The sequence below is a fragment of the Tetragenococcus koreensis genome (genome assembly GCF_003795145.1).
Lineage (GTDB): Bacteria > Bacillota > Bacilli > Lactobacillales > Enterococcaceae > Tetragenococcus > Tetragenococcus koreensis.
This window is the reverse complement of sequence record NZ_CP027786.1, coordinates 718,888-737,535: the sequence shown is the minus strand read 5'-3', so window position 1 is coordinate 737,535 and position 18,648 is coordinate 718,888. Positions and strand designations below refer to the sequence as shown.

General features: G+C 35.1%; 18 protein-coding genes. 14 read left to right on the top strand and 4 right to left on the bottom strand.

From position 1 onward, the window contains the following. The first annotated feature begins 122 nt into the window (after positions 1 to 122). From C7K43_RS03510 to holA, 5 genes are all read left to right on the top strand, one after another. Entirely contained in the window at positions 123 to 734 is a 612-nt protein-coding gene (locus C7K43_RS03510; RefSeq protein WP_124005589.1) for an HAD-IA family hydrolase, read from the top strand. Between the two features lie 93 nt (positions 735 to 827). Beyond that, positions 828 to 1,436, top strand: coding sequence for a helix-hairpin-helix domain-containing protein (locus C7K43_RS03505; RefSeq protein ID WP_124005588.1), 609 nt, complete (start codon positions 828 to 830; stop codon positions 1,434 to 1,436). A 25-nt stretch (positions 1,437 to 1,461) separates the two neighbouring features. Then, on the top strand, positions 1,462 to 1,947 hold the full coding sequence (locus C7K43_RS03500; RefSeq protein ID WP_124005587.1) for a ComE operon protein 2: 486 nt from the start codon (positions 1,462 to 1,464) through the stop codon (positions 1,945 to 1,947). Positions 1,948 to 1,966: 19 nt separating this feature from the next. Then, a complete protein-coding gene (locus C7K43_RS03495; protein WP_226996726.1) occupies positions 1,967 to 4,189 on the top strand; it encodes a DNA internalization-related competence protein ComEC/Rec2 in 2,223 nt (740 codons plus the stop codon). 100 nt (positions 4,190 to 4,289) lie between these two features. Further along, positions 4,290 to 5,303: a DNA polymerase III subunit delta gene (holA, locus tag C7K43_RS03490; protein WP_124005585.1), complete on the top strand. Its 1,014-nt coding sequence runs from the start codon at positions 4,290 to 4,292 to the stop codon at positions 5,301 to 5,303. Positions 5,304 to 5,349: 46 nt separating this feature from the next. Here the strand turns inward: holA and rpsT are convergent, their stop codons facing one another. Next, positions 5,350 to 5,604: a 30S ribosomal protein S20 gene (gene rpsT / locus C7K43_RS03485; RefSeq protein WP_124005584.1), complete on the bottom strand. Its 255-nt coding sequence runs from the start codon at positions 5,602 to 5,604 to the stop codon at positions 5,350 to 5,352. A gap of 267 nt (positions 5,605 to 5,871) precedes the next feature. On the opposite strand from rpsT, the gene C7K43_RS03480 reads away from it, so the two are divergent. Next, positions 5,872 to 6,891 (top strand): inorganic phosphate transporter, encoded by a 1,020-nt coding sequence (locus C7K43_RS03480; RefSeq protein WP_186810692.1) that lies wholly within the window; start codon positions 5,872 to 5,874, stop codon positions 6,889 to 6,891. Between the two features lie 12 nt (positions 6,892 to 6,903). Next, on the top strand, positions 6,904 to 7,527 hold the full coding sequence (locus C7K43_RS03475; protein ID WP_124005583.1) for a DUF47 domain-containing protein: 624 nt from the start codon (positions 6,904 to 6,906) through the stop codon (positions 7,525 to 7,527). Positions 7,528 to 7,608: 81 nt separating this feature from the next. Here C7K43_RS03475 and C7K43_RS03470 read toward each other — a convergent pair whose 3' ends face one another. The 3 genes from C7K43_RS03470 to C7K43_RS03460 all read right to left on the bottom strand — a co-directional run bounded on the left by C7K43_RS03470 (position 7,609) and on the right by C7K43_RS03460 (position 9,912). Then, positions 7,609 to 8,442, bottom strand: coding sequence for an undecaprenyl-diphosphate phosphatase (locus C7K43_RS03470; RefSeq protein WP_124005582.1), 834 nt, complete (start codon positions 8,440 to 8,442; stop codon positions 7,609 to 7,611). A gap of 128 nt (positions 8,443 to 8,570) precedes the next feature. Beyond that, entirely contained in the window at positions 8,571 to 9,269 is a 699-nt protein-coding gene (locus C7K43_RS03465) for a histidine phosphatase family protein (RefSeq protein WP_124005581.1), read from the bottom strand. Between the two features lie 22 nt (positions 9,270 to 9,291). Then, positions 9,292 to 9,912, bottom strand: a complete 621-nt coding sequence (locus C7K43_RS03460) for an MBL fold metallo-hydrolase (protein WP_124005580.1) — start codon at positions 9,910 to 9,912, stop codon at positions 9,292 to 9,294. Between the two features lie 146 nt (positions 9,913 to 10,058). Between C7K43_RS03460 and C7K43_RS03455 the strand changes: the two genes are divergently transcribed. The 7 genes from C7K43_RS03455 (at position 10,059) to C7K43_RS03425 (ending at position 18,605) form a co-directional block, all read left to right on the top strand. Continuing rightward, positions 10,059 to 12,410 carry an ATP-dependent DNA helicase gene (locus C7K43_RS03455; protein WP_124005579.1) on the top strand — a complete coding sequence of 784 codons (2,352 nt, stop codon included), beginning with the start codon at positions 10,059 to 10,061 and terminating at the stop codon, positions 12,408 to 12,410. A gap of 60 nt (positions 12,411 to 12,470) precedes the next feature. Further along, positions 12,471 to 14,255 (top strand): DUF4153 domain-containing protein, encoded by a 1,785-nt coding sequence (locus C7K43_RS03450; RefSeq protein WP_124005578.1) that lies wholly within the window; start codon positions 12,471 to 12,473, stop codon positions 14,253 to 14,255. Between the two features lie 105 nt (positions 14,256 to 14,360). Continuing rightward, a complete protein-coding gene (locus C7K43_RS03445; RefSeq protein ID WP_124005577.1) occupies positions 14,361 to 14,696 on the top strand; it encodes a metal-sulfur cluster assembly factor in 336 nt (111 codons plus the stop codon). Between the two features lie 387 nt (positions 14,697 to 15,083). Continuing rightward, positions 15,084 to 16,019 carry a dihydroorotate oxidase gene (locus C7K43_RS03440; protein WP_124005576.1) on the top strand — a complete coding sequence of 312 codons (936 nt, stop codon included), beginning with the start codon at positions 15,084 to 15,086 and terminating at the stop codon, positions 16,017 to 16,019. Positions 16,020 to 16,033: 14 nt separating this feature from the next. Further along, positions 16,034 to 16,543, top strand: a complete 510-nt coding sequence (locus C7K43_RS03435) for a GNAT family N-acetyltransferase (protein WP_124005575.1) — start codon at positions 16,034 to 16,036, stop codon at positions 16,541 to 16,543. Between the two features lie 287 nt (positions 16,544 to 16,830). After that, the gene (locus C7K43_RS03430) at positions 16,831 to 17,706 is read left to right on the top strand and encodes a coiled-coil domain-containing protein (protein WP_124005574.1); all 876 of its coding nucleotides are present in this window, start codon (positions 16,831 to 16,833) and stop codon (positions 17,704 to 17,706) included. Then, positions 17,703 to 18,605: a hypothetical protein gene (locus tag C7K43_RS03425; protein WP_124005573.1), complete on the top strand. Its 903-nt coding sequence runs from the start codon at positions 17,703 to 17,705 to the stop codon at positions 18,603 to 18,605. Before C7K43_RS03430 ends, C7K43_RS03425 begins: the two co-directional genes overlap by 4 nt. Positions 18,606 to 18,648 lie beyond the last annotated feature (43 nt).

The following is an 18,648-nucleotide window of genomic DNA, read 5'->3' as shown; positions in this document are numbered from 1 at the left end:
TATAACACAATTTTGGTAAAAGAAAAAATATTCTCTTATTCGATATTTTAACAACCAATAGCACTTACAAATAAAGCGTGATAAAATAAACAAGTAAATAAAAAAATAAAGGAGTAAATTATTTGTTTAATACATTTATATGGGATTTTGATGGGACGCTATTTGACACCTATCCAATGATTGTACAAGGTTATGTCTTAGCTTTAAAAGATTATGGTATTGAAAGTAGTAAAGAAGAAGTTTACCGTATTTTAAAAGAGTATTCTTCGGCTGCGATTGCTGAAAAATATCGATTAGACTTTACGGAACTATCTAAAAAAGCCAAAAAGCATGAAGAAAAAGTTGCCTATGTTCCTAAAAGCTTTGCAGGAACGCAGGATGTCTTACAAAAAATTGTTGCTAATAACAAAAAGAACATGATTCTAACACATCGACTGTCAGCTTCAACGCAAAAGTTATTAGAATATGAACAACTAGCTGATTTGGTTACAGAAATCGTGGGACCAGAAAATAATTTTGCAAGAAAACCTGATCCGGAAGCATTGAATTATTTGCTGGATAAGTATTCATTAGATCCTGAAACTACGGTTATGATTGGTGACCGTGCTTTGGATGTGGATGCAGGTAAAAATACAGGTGTTCAAACCTTATTTTTTGATAACGAAAATTTACTTACCGACATTCAAGCCGATTATCGAGTTACATCTATACCAGCAATAAAAGAATTCATTTAGACACCAAACTTTTTAACTTTTGAAAAAAATTTTCGATTGTTAAAAAGATTTGGTGTTTTTTTGCGTACTTATAAGTGAAAGGAGGAGGACAAAGTGACGATTAAGGAACGGATGAAAAAATTTTTGCCTTTAATTATAGGCATTTTTATTTTAATAGTAGCCATTGTCTTTTATTTTACCCAAACAAATAAGGAGCAAACTGCTTGGGAGAAATCTGATGAACCGTTCCAACAAATGACTACAACCACTGAAGAGCAAACCGAAGAAACAGGTAAAATTATGGTTGATATTAAAGGAGAGGTCAATAAACCAGGAGTATACGAGCTTACAGGAGATGCTCGGGTCAAAGAAGTCATCTTAGAAGCAGGGGGATTCACTAAAAATGCTGAAGAAAAACAATTAAATTTAGCTGAAAAATTAAGTGACCAACAAATGATCTACGTCCCAAACAAAACAGAAGCTGAGGAGATGGAAGTAGCAGGAGAAGTACAAGAAGAAAGTCAAACTGAAGAAATGATTGATATTAATGCAGCAGATTTAACCGAATTACAAGAATTAAGCGGTATTGGACCAGCTAAGGCGCAAGATATCATAGATTATCGTGAGGAAAATGGACCTTTTGAAACAGTTGATGAATTAAATGAAGTTTCAGGTTTTGGTGAAAAGACAGTTGAAAAATTGCGTGAATCAATTAAAATATAGTTAAAACAAAACAAGGAGGTAAAAGATGACAGATAAACGAATACCCTGGGATCAGTACTTCATGGCTCAAGCATTGCTCTTATCCTTACGAAGCACTTGTACTCGTCTTGAAGTAGGTGCTACCTTGGTCAGAGACCGACGAATCATTGCTGGTGGTTATAATGGTTCGGTTTCCGGTGATACACATTGTATTGACGATGGTTGTTATTTAGTTGACGGCCACTGTATACGTACAATTCACGCAGAAATGAATGCGATATTACAATGTGCTAAATTAGGAATTTCTACTGAAGGCGCCGAAATTTACGTTACACATTTTCCTTGTTTGCAGTGTACTAAAGCACTATTGCAAGCAGGTGTTAAGACAATTCATTATCTTCATAATTATCATAATGATCCTTATGGCTTAGAGTTAATTGAGCAAGTCGGCGGATCTGTTCACCAAGTCGAACTTGAACCTCATTATTTTGAAAAATTATCTTTTGGTCAATTAAATGAAGAACAGCCTTGATCTTTCTTGGAAAAACCAATTGTTTTTTCCTATAGCCATAGCTGCTAGTTTATTGAATGCTTACTTACTTCATCAACCGTTTTTATTATTAGTTAGTCTTTACTTTTTATTTGTGATCTGCTGCAAAAAACAAGTAGTCTTAGGATTACTCTGTATTTTTTGCAGCTTTTTTCTATTGTTAAGGACACAAATCAGTGCTTTACCAACCCCACCAGCACCCGAAGAAAAGCTGACTACAAAAATTAAAATTTATAATGATACAATTAAAATTAACGGCGACTTAGTTTCTTTTGAAGGGAAAATGGACAAATGGAAAGTTGATGTGCAGTACCAAGTTGCAAGTGAAGCAGAACAAAAAAATTGGCAAAAGCGTGCCAACTGGAGTAAAGAAATACAAACGAAAGGTGCATTTTTACCTACAGAGGGAAAACGTAATTTACACGGTTTTGACGGAAAATGGTTTGCCTTTTCTAACCATAAACTAGGAACTTTTCGTATTGAAGAAATACAAAATAAACGTGCTTTAAGCCGAACTTCTATCTTAAGACAGTGGCGTGCTTGTGGCATTGATTGGGTACAGGAAAATTTTGCAAAAAAATCTACTCCTTATATATTGTCTTTACTTTTTGGTTATCGTGATACGAGTTTTCAACAAATTAAAGAAATATATAGTAGTGCAGGAATCTTACATTTATTTACCATTTCAGGTATGCACGTTTATCTGTTTTATGGCTGGATATTTTATTTTCTGCGTCGTACACAGTTAACTTTCACCGAATTTGGAGGCATTTTTTTCTTGTTCATCGCCCTTAGTATCGTCATTTTTGGACAAACCGTCAGTGTCTGGCGGGCAGCTCTTATGTATATGTTGCGTTTACTTTTTAAAGAGATGAATATCCATCTATCGAGTTTAGACCGTTTCAGCATTGTGTTGTTTTTATTACTGTTACATGATCCTAAAACGTTGCTACAATTTTCTGGCATTTTATCGCTTTGGATATCTTGGGTGATTTTACTAGATCAGCCTAGGCTAAAAACGAAATGGCAACAACTCTTTCATTCTCAAGAAATTACCTTATTGGCTGCTCCATTAATTATGTATATGTTTTTTGAATTACCCATTTTAGGTGGCTTACTAACGGCTTTGTTTATTCCATTATTCAGTCAATTACTATTACCCTTATTAGTTAGTACTTGCTTTTTTAAACTATTAGGATTTTCCTCTAATATACCAGAGATTTTATTGGAAAAAATCATTATTTTCTTTGAACATTTGCTTAGCTTTACTAAATCCTTTGTTTTAACTACAGGACAACCCTCACTTATTTTAACTATACTAGCTTTAGTAGCAGGTGTTTACATCTATCAAAATTATCGAAAACGCTGGCTATTTATACCGACGCTTGTGCTGGTCGCTTTTCAAGTATGCTCATTAGAAACCTCAATTGCCTTTGTCGATGTGGGTCAAGGAGATAGTATCGTAATTCAAACTCCTTTTAAACAAGAGGTCTATGTCATTGATACCGGTGGCAAGGTGAATTTTTTTGAAGACAATTGGCAAAGTAGAAATTATCGTACGAATGCAGAGTACACATTAATTCCTTACTTGAAAGGGGAGGGCGTCAAAAAAATCGACGGTTTATTTCTAACCCATGGTGATACGGACCATATGGGCGATGCGCAAAAATTAATGGAAGAATTTAAGATTGAAACACTTTATCTAGGTAAGGGAAGTCAACAAAGTTCCAACATCAAAAAACTTTTAAAAAACTTGACGGAAAATACCATTGTCAAAGAGACCGGTAGTAAAGACCAAGTTGGAAAAAAACTAAAACTTCATGTTTTAGCGCCCGAACATGTTGGAAAAGGGGAGAATGAAGACTCATTAGTCATTGGGACCACAATCTATGGTGTAAATTTTGTAATGACTGGTGATTTAGACCAAGCTGGCGAAAAAAAGGTGATGCAAGATTATCCTGGATTACAAGCAGATGTCTTAAAACTAGGACACCATGGCAGTCGGACTTCAACCGCGCCAGCATTTATTAAACAGCTACAACCTAAACAGGGAATTATTTCTTGCGGAAAAGACAATCGGTTTAACCATCCGCACCCAGAAGTTGTCGACACCTTACAGGATCATCAGGTTCAAATTTTAAGAACAGATGAGCAAGGAATGATTCGTTACTCATGGCAAATGTTTGCGCCTAAGATGTCTATTTCACAACAAAAAGAAGGGTAGTAATTCATTTTTCTTCATGATATGATATTTTTGGATGTGAGCAATTAAAAAAATAATGGCAAGTAGATAACGTAGGAAAAATAAGAAGAGGGAATCGTTTATGAATGTTCAGAATGCTTTACAAGCAATCCATGACCAAAAATTTCAATCAACCTATCTGGTTTTGGGGACAGAGGAATATTTACAAAAGCAAATTCGTCAAGCTTTTATTGAAAGCTTGCAGCTGGATGTTGATGACTTAAATTTTGCCGAATTTGATATGGAAGAAGACCCAGTGGATGCAATTCTTGACGAAGCTGAATCCATGCCCTTTTTTGGTGACTATCGTTTGATTTTTGTTGAAAATCCGTTTATTTTAACTGCCGAAAAAAAGGCAAACGCACCTGAGCATGATGTAGAGCGACTTATATCCTATTTAAAAAATCCTGTGGATTCAACAATTCTGGTGTTTTTCGCTGAGTATGTAAAGCTCGATGAACGTAAGAAAGTTTCTAAACAATTTAAAAAGTATGCCGAAGTTATCGATGTAGAACCGATGAACGAAGCACAAGTACGTCGCTTTTTACAACAGACGCTAGATAATGATCAAATCAGTATGGATCGGAATGCTTTTGAACTGTTTATTCGTCTGACAGACGCGAACTTAACGAAAGTAATGAGAGAGCTACAAAAACTTCAACTATTTGCAGCAAAAACAAAGCATATCAGTCAAAAAGACGTAGAGGAACTCGTACCAAAGTCATTAGAAGATAATGTATTTGATTTGACGAATTATGTATTGCAAGGCAAAACGGCAGAAGCTTTGCAGTTATATGAAGATCTGCATATACAAGGGGAAGAGACCATCAAAATTAATGCCATTTTGATTAGTCAGATACGAATTTACTTGCAAACAGCTATCTTATTGAATATGGGGTATCAGCAAGGTAATATTACCCGCAGCTTAAACGTTCATCCTTACCGGGTTAAACTAGCTATTCAGCAAGTTCGTAAGATGAATATTAAAACTTTAACGCAGTTATATGATGAGTTAATCGAAAATGATTATAAAATAAAAACAGGACAAATGGATAAAGAATTCTTATTTCAGCTATTTCTTTTAAAAACAGCATAAAAAAAAGGGATTTGAAGTTTAATGACAGACTTCAAATCCCTTTTAATTATTTTGCGACAACTTTGCTCAAACGTGATTTATCACGGGCAGCTTTGTTTTTATGAACTAAACCTTTTGATTCAGCCATGTCGATTGCTCTTACAGCATCGTTAAACAACGCTTCTTTATTATCAGAATTTTCTTTGGCAGCTTGTTCAGCATGTTTAATAGCAGTACGCATTGCGCTTACTTGAGCTGAATTTTTAGGAGTAACTTTTTCATTTTGGCGAACTCGTTTAATTGCACCTTTAATTTGTGGCATTTATTTCACCTCCGAAGTAGAAAATATTATACGAAATAAACGTATAATTCAACAATAGTCATTATACAGAATGCACAAGTCGTTTGCAATAACAACTTGCAAAGAATTTTTACTTTACACAAAGGACGTTATAAATTTGACTAAACCTAGCAGCAACAATTCTTTTTACATTTTTAAACAAAAAAATGAATGATAAACAAATTAACTTCCACAAAGTCCTACTTTTGTGCTATGATAACTGCGAACTTAGGAATGGTGGTGTAAATTTTGAGCGTTGCATTAGTGGTTACAGTTACGCTTGTTATGGGCGTTGTCTTTGTAAATGGTTGGACTGACGCACCCAATGCGATTGCCACAGCCGTATCAACTAAAGTATTAAAACCAAATACAGCTATTGGAATTGCAGTTGTGATGAACTTTATGGGCGCGTTAATAATGACCTTTTTTAATGCGCAAGTAGCAGAAACAATTAGTAACATTGTATCTTTTGAAGCGCAAGGACAAATGGGCGTTGCCCAAATTGCCTTAGCAGCCTCGTTGTTTTCTATTGTAGTTTGGGCCGTAAGTGCCTGGTATTTTGGCATACCAACGAGCGAATCGCATGCGTTAATCGCAGGTTTGACTGGCTCTGCTATGGCCTTAGGTGGTCTAGACGCAGTTAATGGGCAAGAGTGGACAAAGGTCATTATTGGCTTAGTTTTATCAACTATTTTGGGGTTTGGTGGAGGCTATCTTGTCACTAAGTTAATAACTTTTTTATTTCGTGATGCTTCTAGAAGAAAGGCTAATAAATTTTTTACTTGGGGACAAGCCGTTTCAGCTGCTGCCAATGCTTTTTTACATGGGGCACAAGACGGGCAAAAATTTATGGGCGTTTTTATGCTGGGTTTATATTATAATGGCTTAGCTGAAAAAACAGGTAATGGCTTTGTTATCCCAATTTGGGTTATGGCGCTTTGCTCGCTTACTATGGGCGTTGGTACTTCAATTGGTGGCATGCGGATCATCAAATCAGTAGGGATGGACATGGTAAAACTTGAAACTTATCAGGGTTTTAGCGCTGACTTAAGTGCAGCAATTTGCTTATTTTTCGCCTCTATTTTTGGTATTCCAGTTTCTACAACACATACAAAAACAACAGCGATCATGGGCGTGGGTGCTTCTAAACGCATGTCAAGCGTAGATTGGTCGATTGTAAAAGAAATGATTTCAGCTTGGCTATTGACATTTCCAGGTTGTGGTCTGATTGCTTATATCATGGCCAAACTTTTCGTGGCAATTTTTTAAGGAGAGATTAAAGTGGGAAGAAAAAAACAATATAACTATTTTAAGAAAATGACGCAGCTTGCTGAAAATGTACATGTCGCAGCAGAGATCTTAGAAGAAATCGTGGATAATTACTCCACTGACAATTTTGCGGAAAAGGCGGAAAAAATCCACGAAGTTGAAAAAAAAAGTGATCATATAGTTGAAGAATTAACCAACGAGTTATATGATGCCTTTATTACACCTATTGAACGTGAAGATATTCTAGTGGTTTCTGAGCGTTTAGATGACATTTTAGATGGAATTAATGCAATGACGTATTTGTTTGAAAATCTCGTGATTACCGAAATGCGCGCAGAAACAGATAAATTTGCCGCCTTAGTCACAAAAGCAGCTAAAGGTGTGCATGAGGCAATGAAAGAATTTCCTAAATTTAAAAATTCTAAGACTTTAAAAGAATTGATCTCTGATGTTAATGAAGTTGAATCACAAGGGGATCGTTTGTACAGTCGTTTAAAGAAACGTTTATTTAGTGAAGAACAAGACGTTCTAGAAATTGTAAAATGGAAAGAAATTTACGATGAATTTGAATTAATTATAAACTATAATGAAGATGCTGTAGATTTGATTGATGGCATGACAATTAAAAATACTTGAAAAATAAATCTAGATGTAAAACAATCCCAAGAAGTTAGTCATTAAACTAATTTCTTGGGATTGTTTTATCTAAATTAGATGTTACATAGCGATTCCCCAGTAAAGGATCAAGATCACTCCTAAAACAATGCGATACCAGCCAAATGCAGTGAAATCATTTTTCTTAATGTAATTCATTAAGAATTTAATAGCCAAGATCGAGACAATAAAGGAAATAACTGTTCCTACTAATAAAACAACAGTGCCAGGAAAGTCAAAGCTATTTCCAGTACCAATGAATTTTAGAATCTTAATAAAGCTAGCGCCAAACATGGTAGGAATTCCTAAGAAAAAGGAAAATTCCGTTGAAACAAATCGTGAACCCCCAATTATAATTGCACCTAAGATGGTAGCGCCAGATCTAGATGTTCCGGGAACTAAAGAAAGAACTTGAAACATACCGACAATTAAAGCAAACTTATAGGTAATTTGGTTTAATTGCGCAACTTTCGGCTGTCTATTTTGATTTCTTTTTTCCACGAGAATAAAGGCAACCCCATAAACAATTAGTACGATAGCTACTGGTAAAAATGCATGAAAATTAGCATCCAACCAATCATCTAAAAGAACTCCAATAATACCTGAAGGGATGATAGCGACGATTACTTTAAACCATAACTGCCACGTCTCATTTTTTTGAACCGTGTTCTTATTTGAAGCAAATGGATTTAGCTTATTAAAATATAAAACGACTACAGCTAAAATAGCGCCTAATTGGATCACAACATTAAACATTGTCATAAATGCTTCGCTTGCTTCTAAGCGAATAAATTCGTCAGCTAAAATAAGATGCCCTGTACTGCTAATAGGTAACCACTCTGTGATTCCTTCAATGATCCCTAAAATAATAGCTTTAATAATATTTGTAAAAAACATATTTTCAATCCCTTCTTAAATAATGCCAAAGATAAGTATACCTGTAAAAGAAAGGATTATAAATAATTTTTTATAAAAAAAAGCAAGTTTTAAAAACTTGCTTAATAAATTTATTTTAATTTACTTTTTTAATGTGCTTGAGCAATTTCTTTCCCTTTTTCAATATAGGCGGTTGAACCAACTTCTTGGCAACTAAACTCACCATTTTCGTAGGTCAAATGCGTCACAGAACCATTTGCTAAATCCATCCGAACGTCGCTTTCTTCATTAATTAAATTTAATAAAAAGGAAATTGTCAAACCATGGGAGACGACCAGCGCTTTGCCACCTCCATTTTTTTCTACGCGGTGAGCAATATCTTCAAAACCAGTATGCACGCGATAGCTTAATTCATCGTAAGTTTCTGCCCAATTTGCTGTGTCTGCATCATAGATTGCTTCGCAGATTTCTTTAAAAGTGGTTTCTTTATCAATCATTTCATCATAATTTTTGAAATTTAAGACTCTAGGAACAACTCCCCACATTTCAGCGTCATAGCCGCCTTCCAAAGAACCAAAGCACCACTCACGTATACGTTTATCTACACGAAAAGGAATTTGGGGTCCGCGAGAATTTTCTCCTAAAATAATTCTTGCAGTTTCAATAGCACGTCCGGAATCACTCGCATAGGCTTCTTTAAAATCAGTATCTTTAAGAGCCAACCCTAAGTAACGTATGCCTTCTGCGCCAGTTTTTGTTAGCGGGGTATCACACCAACCTTGCACCCGTTGTACTGTATTAAACATTGTTTTACCGTGTCTTACTACATATAATTCTGTTTTTGCCATCTTTGGTTCACTCCTTGATTAATTAATTTATGAAGAAAGGATTCATTGCTTTTTCATATCCGATCGTAGTTGACAGTCCGTGTCCTGGATAAACGTTATAATCATCAGGCAAAGTAAACAACTGCGTTTTTATACTTTCAAGTAGCTGTTCAAAATCACCCGTATGCAGATCTGTTCGACCAATACTGCCATTAAATAAAGTATCTCCAGAAACCACAAAATCGTCAAAAATAAAGCTCACACTACCAATCGAATGGCCAGGGGTGGGAACGACTTTAAACGACATGTCGCCTAACGTATAATCCCGCAGTTCTAATTTATAATCTGCTGGTCGCACAATAACTTGCTTATCTTTGGGGAATCTTTCTGATAAGTTAAATACAGGATGCTGTAACCATTCGATTTCTAGTGGGTTAATATAAACTGGAATTTGATACTCATCACGTATATCGTCAACAGCTCCAATATGATCATAATGAGCATGGGTTAATAAAATTGCAATAGGTGTAGCTCTAGTTTGTTCAATTTGTTGTTGAATAACAGAAGCATTAGCACCTGGATCAATAATTAAAAGTGATTGGTCTTGCCACACAAGATAACAGTTTTCCTCAATGTCGCCTGTTACCAACCGTACTACATGCATAAAAGAAAGCCCTCCTCTATAAAAGATACTAGTTTAAGTATAACGTAAATTATACCTACAAACAAAGAAGATGAGTCGTTTTTTTAAACCTGCTGTTAAAATGAACAAAAGTATTTTATAATGATAGCTTGAAAGAAGGTGTCAGCATGCTTCAAGGGAAAATTTCCGTACGAAACCTTGTTGAATTCATTTTACGAAGAGGAAATCTCGATAATCAGAAAACGACCAGTACCCATACAGCACAAGAAGGAGCCCGGATTCATCGTAAGCTACAAAAAGCTGCAGGTGAAACATATCAAAAAGAAGTTTTCCTAAAAGAAGAAGCAACCGTTGAAAACGATAAAATTATTGTTGAAGGTCGCGCAGATGGGATTTTTAAAGAAGACGAATTATGGATTGTTGATGAAATTAAAACCTCAGAAGTACGTTTCGAAGATTTAGAAGAATCTCAAATTGAAATGTATTACTATCAAGCAATGGTATATGCATATATTTACTGTTTACAAAATGATTTATCAAAGATTCAAGTGCAACTGACTTATTACCAAACAACTGAAGAACAAACCACTCGAAAAAGACGTTCTTATGATTGGAGTTTTTTAAAAGATTTCTTTGATAATTTAATGAAAGAGTATCATAAGTGGTTAGTTTTCCAAGCAGATTGGCGCAGGGAGCGTAATACAACATTAACGAAATTAAAATTTCCCTATGAAGAATTTCGTAGAGGACAACGAGAATTGGCTACAGCAGCCTATAAAACTTTACGTACTCAACAAGAGTTATTTGTTGAAGCGCCCACAGGCGTTGGTAAGACGATATCTACGCTTTTTCCAGCGTTTAAAGCATTAGGAGAAGACCGCGCTGATCGGATTTTTTATTTAACAGCTAAAACAATTACACGTCAAGTAGCTGAAGATGCATTGGATGCTTTAGCTGCTGAAGGAGCTCAAGTTAAGAGTATTACGATTACCGCTAAAGATAAAATTCGTTTTGTAGAAGAAAATGAAAGCAATCCGGCTGACAATCCTTATACTATAGGTTATTATGATCGAATTAATGAAGCGTTGTGGGATATTTTACATAGCGAAAACCAAATAACACGCTCGGTAATCGAAGCTTACGCAAAAAAGCATGTACTCGATCCCTTTGAATTATCACTTGACGTTAGTCTTTTTTGTGACGTTATTATTGTTGACTATAATTATTTATTTGATCCCACCGTGTATTTACGACGTTTTTTTGAAGACAATAATGAAGACTACTACTTTTTAGTTGATGAAGCGCATAATTTGGTAAATCGTTCGCGAGAAATGTATTCAGCTTCTATTTATCGTCAGTCTTTTAAAAACGTTTTAAAAAGTTTTTCTAAAAACGATAAAAAGATTCAAAAAAGTCTGCGCAAGATTGAAGAAGAATTCGCGTCCATTGAAGATACTGCCGCAGAAGCGGGATGGACATTCCATCACCAAAGTGCATCGGCCGAAACGCTAATTAAGCTACTATTCCGTTTTAGCGAGTTAACTAAGGAATGGCTGGCAGCTAATCCTGAAAGTCTAGAGCAAGAAAAAGTATTAGATCTTTATTTTGAAGTTTTACACTTTTTAAAAATCAATGATTTTTATGATGATACTTATGAAACGACAATTGAAATTATGTACAACGATTTAAAAATTCGGCAATTCTGTATGTCACCAGCTCCTTTTTTAGCTGATACCCTTAATAAGGGAAGAGCAAGTTTACTTTTTTCTGCTAGTTTGACGCCTTTAACCTATTATCAAGAAGTGTTAGGAGGAAATCGGGAAGCATTACGTTACCGCTTGCCTAGCCCTTTTCCAGAAAAGAACCAGCAAGTATTTATTGCTGACTATATCCAAACCACTTATAAACAAAGGAGTAACAGTTACCGACCAATCGCCCAAACGATAGCAGACGCCGTTTACGCGAAAAAGGGAAATTATTTAGTATTTTTTCCATCTTATAAGTACTTAGATGATTGTTACCAAACCTTTCATCAGCTATTTCCCGATATAGATGTCGTTATCCAAGATACTCAAATGAACGAACAGGAGCGAGAAGATTTTTTAGCAAAATTTAATGCAGAAGCCAAACATTCTTTAGTTGGATTTTGTGTACTAGGTGGAATATTTTCAGAAGGAATTGATTTAAAAGGGCCTCGCTTGATTGGCAGTATCATCGTTGGAGTTGGTTTACCACAAATGAACCATGAGCAAGAATTAATCAAAGAATATTTTGATGAGAAAAAAGGTAGAGGATTTGAATATGCTTATCAACTGCCAGGAATGAATAAAGTCTTACAAGCTGCTGGCCGTGTTATTCGTGATGCGAGGGACAAAGGGATTATCTTGTTATTAGATCAGCGTTTTACCACCCAACAATATCGTCGTTTATTTCCTGCTCATTGGCAACAAGCAAAAGTTTGTCATCGTCCTGAACAGTTAAAAAAGGAAATCAATGCTTTCTGGGATAGATTCAATTGACTCCTGAATAATAGCAACCGCAAAGATGGTATAATAAACGAAAAAACGGCGGTGGTCTGAATGAAAGTAATCAGTCGAATACAAAAACGTTTAGAAATTATTTCGACAGCAGTTTGGCGTTTTTGGTTTCCAACGACTGCTTTTGCAATGACAACGATTTTCGCACTAATTACTATCGAAGGGGAGGGAAAGCAAGAAGAAATTGTAGCAAGTGTCGTTGCCGGATTATTAGGTATTTGTATGCAATTGTTCATTGAACGTTTACAGATTAAACAGTTATCACAAAAAGCAGTCATTTATTTTATGGGCTTAATGGCTTCGTTTGGCTATTACTTTTATCTGCAAGCAAATACGTTGAATAATTACCCAACAGAAGTCCGCACAGCTATTCTATTTTTAATTCTATTGGCTGCTGTCGTTTGGATACCAAGTATCAAACAGTCATTCGTTGCGTTTTCAAAAAGTTTGTTTCTCTTTATAAAAGCTCATTTCACTGCTCTTTTATCAGCACTTGTACTGATGCTTGGTATATACGCTGTAATAGGGACATATAGTTTTTTGATTAGCGGAATTAATAATAGAATTTATGAATGGATCGCTGCTATTGTTTGGTGTGGGTTCTTTCCTCTTTATTTTCTTTCACTTTTGCCAGTATTTCCGATAAAAGAAGAGAAGGAAAATGAGAACTACCAAAAAGCCGTTCACATGCCAAAGTTTTTTGAAGTGTTATTATCTTATATCATAATTCCTGTGATTCTTGCTTATACAATGATCCTTATATTGTATATTGTAAAAAATATTACCGGCAGCTTTTGGGAAGATGAATTATTAGAGCCCTTGTTAAACGGTTATATTATTGCAGGTTGGTCAACCCTGTATTTAATTGAGACCATTTCCAACAAGATGGTCCAATTTTTTCAAAAATATTTTCCAATATTGCTTTTGATTGTGACACTTTTTCAAACGACAGCAACTATTTTTACAATACAACGCTTCGGTATAACTGATGGCCGCTACTTTATTAGCTTACTATTGCTTTTTTCATTTATTTCCAGTGTTTTGTATATCTTTAAGTCAATGAAAATACGTATTACTCCTTTATTGCTACTTGCGTTGACCATCATATCGATCCTGCCAGGAATTGGCGCTGTACCCGTCGGAAATTTTAGTCAATCTCAACAATTAGATAATGTACTAGCAGAAAATAATATGTTGGAAAATAACCAAATTCACCCTAGTGAGTCGATCTCAAATCAAGACAAAGAAAAAATTGTCAAAAGTGTTCAATACTTAAGAAAAACCGAGTATCTTAACAACATTTCTTATTTGCCAAATTCGAGTTTATATGGGAACGAATTTTCTGAAGTTTTTGGTTTTAAACCATATCGTTATGATAAAAATAATGACGTTGAACAACCCTCAAGGCAGTTTTTTGTAGAGATGACTAATGATTCTACGCAAGAGTTTAACGTAGAAAAAGCTGATATAATGGTTCCGCTACAAATATCTGACGGGACGTTTATCCCTGATAACAAAGATCAACTAGCAATGACGTATAACAAGGAAAAATATCATTTGGTCTGGGACGAAACAGTAGACGCAAATACCGTCTTACATTTATCTGATGAAGCTGATCAAACACTAATTAATTTTGATCTGACTTTCTTGCGTAAACTTAAAAAGTTAACTGAAGATTGGAATAGTGAGACACTGCCGGCTAAAGAATTAATCTTTGAAACAGAAAATAAAAACGTCAAGCTAACTTTAGCAATAACCTCATTACGGGTGGAAGAAAATACGCCCATCGAAGGTGAATTTTACCTCTTTATTACTTTTAAGAGTTAATTTTTCGGTAATTTCAAAGATTGTTAAGTTAGCTACAAGCTACGTTTACAAACTTCAAAAAACAAGGTATGATTTGACTAGAAGTAAAACCGAGGGGGAAACAAGATGAGTAAGCCAAGAACGGAAGAAGAAGTTAATGAGATCAAAGGCAACATCTTGATGGCACTAGAAACCGTTATTGATCCAGAATTAGGAATTGATATCGTAAATTTAGGCTTAATCTATGAAGTTGATTTTGACGGCGAAACTGGAGAGACAGAAATCAAAATGACACTGACGACTATGGGTTGTCCTTTAGCTGACATATTAACTGAGTCGATCTACGATGCTTTACAAGAAGTACCAGAAGTTAGCCATGTCGACGTAAAGCTTGTTTGGTACCCAGCTTGGACCACGGATAAAATGAGCCGCTATGCACGAATTGCGTTGGGAATAAGATAGATATAAGTAGTTTAAATTATAGATAAGTTAAAATAAAAAGGGTAGCCTTAGTTCGAATTAGTAAGAAAGACAGAATAAGTTTGTATTGATTTACAAACTTATTCTGTCTTTCTTTTATTTTTATCAGTCATTCGCTATAAAAAGTTGTTTTTTCATCTTCTAAAGAAATACATTGGAGTTTTAACAAAGTAAATTAGAGAAAACAGCACTTAGAAATATACCAAGAAAGATGGAGGCCGATAAGATTTTTTGTAACCAGAAGCTTTAGTGTAAAGTGATTCTACTATTTAAATGACTAACGTAAAAATACGTTCTCTTATTGCTTTTTATTCTGAAGTTGGATAAACTACTAACAAACATTATTTGGATTACTCAGGAGGTAAAGCCATGTTTGAAACTTTTTTCAAAAATTATACATTTCAATCTCCTTTGATGAACGCTTCTGGCGTTCATTGCATGACCATTGAGGAACTAGATGAAATGGCAGATTCAAAAGCGGGAACTTTTGTAACAAAAAGCGTGACTAGACAAAAAAGACAAGGAAATCCAGAACCAAGATACTATGGAACACCTTTAGGCAGTATCAATTCTATGGGATTACCTAACTTAGGGTTTGATTACTATCTCGATTACGTTAGCAAGCGACAAAAAACGGTGTCTCAACCTATTTTTTTCTCGGTAGCTAGTATGAGTATGGAAGAAAATATTGAAACATTAAAGAAGCTTGAGGACAGTGATTTTCAAGGGTTTACAGAATTGAATTTATCTTGTCCCAATGTTGCAGGTAAACCTCAAGTAGCTTACGATTTTGACTTAACAGAAAATATTTTAACTGAAGTGTTCTCCTTTTTTACTAAACCATTAGGAGTTAAACTACCACCGTATTTTGACATTGCACACTTTGATCAAATGGCAACCATTTTAAACCAATTTCCACTAGCTTTTGTTAATTCAATTAATTCTGTTGGTAATGGATTGATTATTGATCCAGAAAAAGAACAGGTAGTCATTAAACCTAAAGAAGGGTTCGGTGGCATTGGCGGACAATATATTAAACCTGTCGCATTGGCAAATGTACGTGCTTTTTATACTCGTTTAAATCCGTCTATCCAAATCATTGGTACTGGAGGAATCGTTTCTGGACAAGATGCCTTTGAACATCTTTTATGCGGTGCTTCGATGTTGCAAATAGGAACACAATTATATAAAGAAGGGACTTCGGTTTTTGCTAGAATTCTTGCTGAGTTAGAAGTTATCATGGAAGCAAAAGGATATACCAATATCGAACAATTTCGAGGAAAATTAAAAACAATTGAAGAGTAGTAAGAGGTGACAAAATGATTTTCAGGCAAGCGGAAATGAGCGATATCCCGCAAATTATGGTAATCACAGCCCGAGGAATAGCATCTCTCAAAGAGCAAGGCTCGCCTCAATGGCAAGACGGATATGGACCGACACAATCACAAATTGAACAAGACATAAAAAAGGGCGCAGCTTATGTCTTAGAAGACGGGAAAATTACCGCTTATGCTGCTTTGATCTCAGGAAAAGATCCAGTATACACAGCCATTGAAGAGGGAAATTGGTCAGGTACACAACCCTACGTATCCATTCATCGTGTAGTTGTTGATAGTAGTCTAACAGGTAATGGCCTTGCTAAAAAAATGTTGCTTCATTTGCTTGCAGTTAGTCAACAATCGGGTTTTAATGATATTCGGATTGACACTTATCCTTTAAATATCGGCATGCAAAAGGCGATTAAAAAGGCAGGGTTTGTTTATCGTGGCAAAGTGAACTTTCCCATCCCTCACGGAGATCGTTGGGCTTACCAATACTTAGCCAAATGAATAAGTAAGAACTTCTTTTAGTATGAAGAAGTTCTTTTTCTTTTATACTTAACATGTTTATTTCCTAAAAGGATTAGTATTGTCCAATTGATTAAACAAGAATTTTAAAGAATCATAAATAAAATAGCATCTACTAATTATTTTTGATATGATTTCTAATGAGAGTATTGCTAAAAGGTTGAAAAATACCTAGTAAAAAATAAAATTAGAACACTAGGTAGAAATCTGCTTTTTTGCAGTAATCATGTTAAAATGATAAAAGGAAAAAGGCAGAGGAGGTTACTACTATGTCAAAGGAAACAAGAACTGAGAATAACGAAGTTTCTGCAAATGGATTACAGAATACCAGCTTTGATGAGATTAAAGAAGTCGCATTTCAAAATGTTGGCTCGATGCTCAAGGATTTACAGGCTTTTGAAGAAGCGATTCAAAATGAAAATATATCCGAAATTTATCGTATTTATAAAGGAAAATTGCATGAAGAGTTAAAAAAGACTTCGAATAAAAATCATGAGATCGATGAATTGCTAGCACAAAAAATTCATGATAGCTTTACGCAGGCTTTTCCTTTTATTCATTATGCGCAAAAGGTTTCGCCTACTATAAATTATTATCGTTTGGGAAACTATTACCGTGAACGTCCCACTATTGCAATTGATGCTAGCACGCCGGAAATCTTTGTTTTGCCAAAAATCGATAAAGAGTGGCAAGAATTTGCCCCCGGTAAGCGTGACGCTCTAACGAAAATTGAAAAAGAAATGGATGAACTGGACGCAAAGCTCATTACTGCTGAATCAGAAATAACGAAAATTGATGAACAGATAAAAGAAAATAAGAATGAAAAAGCTTCAGTTGAAAACTCAAAAGGTTTGTTTAACCGCAATAAAACTGAAGATGAGATAGAAGAACTCGACAAAAAAATACTGGAATTAGAAGAAAAAAGAGAAGAATGGGTGCCTTATGTTGAAGATGAAACCAAAATCGATAAACAAAAAGAGCAGCTAATGAAAAGCCATCATGATATTCGTCTAAAACAGGCGGTCGTGACCAAAGAATTTCGTTTAATCAAACAATATTTTGGTTCATTAAAGGTAATGAATCAACAAATCCAAGATTTTCTATCATCTTATTTAGGTACAGCTAAAGGAGGGAATAAATCATGAGTGAAGAAGAAAAAAAGAAGTCTACAGAGCTTAAAAAAACTCAGCAAATGATGGACCCTTACTATGAGGAAAAAGCACAAAATCATGCCGAAATGGTTTCTTGGATTGCCTCTGCTGAAAAAGAGTTAGCTGATCTGCGCTTGCGTAAAGCGTTATTAGAAGCTGACTTTCCTGGGTTATTAAATGAATATCGACGCTTGATTGTGACCGATGCTGCCATTTCAACAGTTGCTAAAACGAATCTGTTAGCATATCTTACTTATGAATTACTGCGACCTTTAAGCGATGCAACACTAAAACAAACCGACAGCTATAATATCTGGCAGGCAAAATACTTCTTGGTTAAATATCAATTAACAGACAAAAGAGAATTAGCATTGAGTTTTAAAATGAACGTTATCGATACGCGTTTTGCAGCCAAATTTATGCCTTTAATTTTATTAGACTTACAAGAAATGTCAGTTACAGTTGACGAGCGGCAAGTATTGGAATTAATTCGTTTGTGGTATTCAGAAAAAATATTCTCTCGTAATCAATTGTCATTAATTAACTATGACTTAAACCGCCTGTTAGAAAACTTTAAAAAGCTAGGATTTGCTGTATCGCCGAGTCTTTTAGATAACACGCGGGCGCTCTCGGTAGATTTAGAAAGCGAATTTCCTTTGGCGACAGGTATTTTAGATTCCATCTTTATCACTACCATGGAATCAAGCGAATACGACTTTGACAAAATCGGCCAAGCTAATTATCAAGTAAAATTGAATCAAGAACAAAACGTGTATATCCATTCGGAGAAAAATAGGACACATTTATTTATTGATTCGAATAATCGACGTCGTTCGATCTTAGATTTTTTCACTCATTATCCGTTTTTTGTTCCTTTGATTGTGCGAGATTAAGTAAAAAAAAGCCTGGAAGTATATTCCGGGCTTTTTTTATCAG

Coding starts and splice junctions, on each gene's coding strand:
- C7K43_RS03425 (WP_124005573.1), top strand. CDS start 17,703: ATGAGTGAAGAAGAAAAAAAGAAGTCTACAGAGCTTAAAAAAACTCAG.
- holA (WP_124005585.1), top strand. CDS start 4,290: ATGAATGTTCAGAATGCTTTACAAGCAATCCATGACCAAAAATTTCAA.
- C7K43_RS03500 (WP_124005587.1), top strand. CDS start 1,462: ATGACAGATAAACGAATACCCTGGGATCAGTACTTCATGGCTCAAGCA.
- rpsT (WP_124005584.1), bottom strand. CDS start 5,604: ATGCCACAAATTAAAGGTGCAATTAAACGAGTTCGCCAAAATGAAAAA.
- C7K43_RS03470 (WP_124005582.1), bottom strand. CDS start 8,442: ATGTTTTTTACAAATATTATTAAAGCTATTATTTTAGGGATCATTGAA.
- C7K43_RS03450 (WP_124005578.1), top strand. CDS start 12,471: ATGAAAGTAATCAGTCGAATACAAAAACGTTTAGAAATTATTTCGACA.
- C7K43_RS03435 (WP_124005575.1), top strand. CDS start 16,034: ATGATTTTCAGGCAAGCGGAAATGAGCGATATCCCGCAAATTATGGTA.
- C7K43_RS03465 (WP_124005581.1), bottom strand. CDS start 9,269: ATGGCAAAAACAGAATTATATGTAGTAAGACACGGTAAAACAATGTTT.
- C7K43_RS03430 (WP_124005574.1), top strand. CDS start 16,831: ATGTCAAAGGAAACAAGAACTGAGAATAACGAAGTTTCTGCAAATGGA.
- C7K43_RS03455 (WP_124005579.1), top strand. CDS start 10,059: ATGCTTCAAGGGAAAATTTCCGTACGAAACCTTGTTGAATTCATTTTA.
- C7K43_RS03440 (WP_124005576.1), top strand. CDS start 15,084: ATGTTTGAAACTTTTTTCAAAAATTATACATTTCAATCTCCTTTGATG.
- C7K43_RS03460 (WP_124005580.1), bottom strand. CDS start 9,912: ATGCATGTAGTACGGTTGGTAACAGGCGACATTGAGGAAAACTGTTAT.
- C7K43_RS03445 (WP_124005577.1), top strand. CDS start 14,361: ATGAGTAAGCCAAGAACGGAAGAAGAAGTTAATGAGATCAAAGGCAAC.